This is a genomic window from Parasphingorhabdus sp. (assembly GCF_041748495.1).
Lineage (GTDB): Bacteria > Pseudomonadota > Alphaproteobacteria > Sphingomonadales > Sphingomonadaceae > Parasphingorhabdus.
On the sequence record NZ_JBGTDD010000062.1, the window covers coordinates 1 to 3,739 of the forward strand.

General features: G+C 59.8%; 3 protein-coding genes. 2 read left to right on the plus strand and 1 reads right to left on the minus strand.

What is annotated here, in order from left to right; all coding sequences use genetic code 11:
• The first annotated feature begins 23 nt into the window (after positions 1–23).
• Positions 24–2,540, plus strand: a complete 2,517-nt coding sequence (gene gyrB / locus ACEW8J_RS05165; protein ID WP_373490575.1) for a DNA topoisomerase (ATP-hydrolyzing) subunit B — start codon at positions 24–26, stop codon at positions 2,538–2,540.
• A gap of 82 nt (positions 2,541–2,622) precedes the next feature.
• Complete coding sequence (locus ACEW8J_RS05170; protein WP_373490573.1) at positions 2,623–3,024, plus strand: thiol-disulfide oxidoreductase DCC family protein; 402 nt, start codon at positions 2,623–2,625, stop codon at positions 3,022–3,024.
• 2 nt (positions 3,025–3,026) lie between these two features.
• Here the strand turns inward: ACEW8J_RS05170 and ACEW8J_RS05175 are convergent.
• On the minus strand, positions 3,027–3,739 hold a 713-nt coding region (locus ACEW8J_RS05175; RefSeq protein WP_373490574.1), incomplete at its 5' end, for an SDR family oxidoreductase.

The following is a 3,739-nucleotide window of genomic DNA, read 5'->3' on the forward strand; positions in this document are numbered from 1 at the left end:
GCCCCAGCGGCTATGGTCCCGGCATGAATGACATTAGTGAAAACAGTAAAGCGGAAGAAGCCTCCAATTCTTCCAACCAGAACGAATATGGCGCAGATTCGATCAAGGTTCTCAAGGGCTTGGACGCGGTCCGCAAGCGGCCCGGCATGTATATCGGCGACACCGATGACGGCAGCGGCCTGCATCATATGGTGTTCGAGGTGTCCGACAACGCCATCGACGAAGCGCTCGCCGGCCATTGCGACCTGATCCTGATCACGCTCAACCCGGACGGCAGCGTCTCGGTCGAGGACAATGGCCGCGGCATCCCGACCGGCATGCACACCGAGGAAGGCGTCTCTGCGGCCGAGGTCATCATGACCCAGCTGCACGCCGGCGGCAAGTTCGAGAATACCTCGGACGACAATGCCTACAAGGTCTCCGGCGGCCTGCACGGCGTCGGCGTCTCGGTGGTCAACGCCTTGTCCGAATGGCTGGAACTGGACATCTGGCGCGACGGCAAAGAGCATAATATGCGCTTCGAATTCGGCGATGCCGTGCGCCCGCTGGCGGTCGTCAGCGATGCCCCGGCGGCGGACAACAAGACCGGCTTCAAGAAGGGCACGAAAGTCACCTTCTTCCCCTCGCCCGCGACCTTCAAGATCACCGAATTCGACTTCGAGAAGCTGGAGCACCGCTACCGCGAGCTCGCCTTTCTCAACAGCGGCGTCCATATCATCCTGCGCGATGCGCGGCATGAGGAAGCAAAGGAAATCGACCTGTTCTACGAAGGGGGGATCGCCGCTTTCGTGCAATATCTCGACCGCAACAAGACGCCGCTGGTGCCCGAGCCAATCGCCATTCACGGCGACCGCGACGATGTCATCATCGACGTCTCGCTCGAGTGGAACGACAGCTATTACGAGAATGTTCTCTGCTTCACCAACAATATCCCGCAGCGCGATGGCGGCACCCATCTGGCGGCCTTTCGTTCGGCGCTGACCCGGACCTTGAACAATTATGCCGAAAGCTCCGGCGCGCTGAAGAAAGAGAAGGTCAAGCTGACCGGCGATGACATGCGCGAAGGCCTGACCGCCATTGTTTCGGTCAAGCTGCCCGATCCAAAATTCAGTTCGCAGACCAAGGACAAGCTGGTCTCTTCCGAAGTGCGCCAACCGCTGGAAAGTCTGATGGCCGACAAGCTGGCGGAATGGCTGGAAGAAAATCCGCAAAATGCATCGATGGTGGTGCAGAAGGTGATCGACGCCGCGGCTGCCCGGGAAGCAGCGAAAAAAGCGCGCGAACTGACCCGCCGCAAGGGCGCGATGGACATAGCCTCGCTGCCCGGCAAGCTGGCCGATTGCCGCGAGAAGGACGCCAGCAAATGCGAGCTGTTTCTGGTCGAAGGAGACTCCGCTGGCGGTTCGGCCAAACAGGGGCGTGACAGCATGTATCAGGCGATCCTGCCGCTGAAGGGCAAGATCCTCAACGTCGAACGCGCCCGCTTTGACCGGATGCTGTCTTCCAAGGAGGTCGGCACGCTGATCCAGGCGATGGGCACCGGCATTGGCCGCGACGATTTCAATCTGGAAAAGCTGCGCTATCACAAGATCGTCATCATGACCGATGCTGACGTCGACGGCGCCCACATCCGCACTTTGCTGCTGACCTTTTTCTACCGCCAGATGCCGGAGATCATTCTGGGCGGCCATCTCTATATCGCCCAGCCGCCGCTCTACAAGGTCGGCAAGGGCAAGAGCGAAGTCTATCTCAAGGACGACAATGCGCTCGACCAGTATCTGGTCGAGGCGGGATTGAGCGGCATGATCCTGCAGACCGGCGAAGGCGCGCGAAGCGGCGACGATCTGCGCGGCCTGATCGAACATGCGCGGCGGATGCGCAGCCTGATGGCCTATGTGCCGCGCCGCTATGATAGCACGATTGTCGAGGGCATGGCGCTCACCGGCGCGCTCAATCCCGATCATGGCAGGACGGAACGGCAAGCCGCCGTCGATGCGACCGCCGCGTGGATGGACGAGGTCGACGAGGAGGGCCGCTGGTCGGGTCAGGTGTCGGAAGAAGGCGGCTATCTCTTCCAGCGATTCTGGCGCGGCGTCACCGATCACCATATCATCGAGGCAAAATTTCTGGAAAGCGCCGAAGCCCGGAAGCTGCACCGACTGGCTTCCGAAGAAACCGCCACCTATGATCGCGGCAGCCGACTGGTGAAATCGGCCGGCGGCGATGCCGAGGAAGGCGATGAAGAAGGCGTCGGTTCGGACGGCACACTGATAACCCGTCCTTCCGAATTGCTCGACACCGTGCTGGCAGCAGGCCGCAAGGGCCTGGCGGTTTCGCGTTACAAGGGTCTCGGCGAAATGAACGCCGAACAGCTCTGGGAAACCACACTCGATCCCGAAGTGCGCTCGCTCCTCCAGGTCACCGTCGAACAGGCCGATGTTACCGATGATATTTTCACCAAGCTGATGGGCGAAGTGGTCGAACCGCGACGGGAATTCATCGTGGACAATGCGTTGAACGTCGCCAATCTGGATGTTTGATCTTCCCTCACCCGGGTGACTGAGGGCTAGACCTTTCGGACATATGGCATGAGATCGTCGTGGCTATTAGGTCTGTAATGCAATGACGGCAGGACACGGAACAAACATAGCTCGGCACCAAGACCGGAGCCGCGAACCGTTGACCGTTTGGTATGATGGTGCCTGCCCGTTATGCATCCGCGAAATTGCCCTGATGCGCAAGCTGGACCGGCGCGACGCCATCACCTTCACCGATATTTCGACGCCGGCTTCGACCTGTCCGATCGACCGCCAATTGATGCTCGAGCGGTTCCATGCATCGGAAAACGGCCGAATGTTGTCAGGCGCCGCCGCTTTCGCGGCAATGTGGCGCGCCATTCCGTTGCTGCGGCCTATCGGCCTGCTTGCTCGCGCACCGGCTGTGTTGGCGATCCTCGAGGCCCTGTATCTGCAGTTCCTGAAGGTCCGCCCCCACATCCAGAAGCGACTTAAACCGATAGACTAAAGTCAGGACGCTGCGGAGAGCGACGCCATCATCAGCTGCTGGTCCTTACGCGTCGGATTGCCGCGCAGGCAAAGACCGCCATTGACCTGCAGATTCTCGCCGGTCATGAAGCATTCGTCGCTGGCAAGGAACACTGCAGCAGCGGCGATATCGTCGCTGGTCCCGATCCGGCCGAGCGGATAGCGCGCTTCGAACGACTCAACCAGTCCCGGCACCTGATCAACACCTGCGGTCATTGGCGTCCGCGTCAGACCCGGAGAAATGCTGTTGGCGCGGATGCCCTTTTCACCGAATTCATGAGCGACGCAGCGAATGATATGATCGGTGGCGGCCTTCGTGCCCATATAGGCGGCATGATCATTGAGCATGATCGTTGCGGTGGCCGAACTGATCTGAATGATTGATCCGCCATCATCCATCGCCTTGATCATTTCCTGATAAAATTGAAACGGCCCAACCAGCTGCAGCGCCGACATCATTTCCAGTTCTTCTCTGGTATTCTCCAGAAAGGGTTTCAGAAAGCCGACACCTGTCGCATTGATCGCGATATCGACGCCGCCCATCTGACTCCTTGCCGATTCAGCGAGCGCCTTGATATCGGCTTCCTGAGTCAGGTCGCAAATTGCATAATGGCCGCCAAGCTCGCCCGCGAAGCGTTTCAGCTCCGCCTCCTTCCGTCCGGCGACGAGGACATCGGCGCCTTCATCGCGAAAGC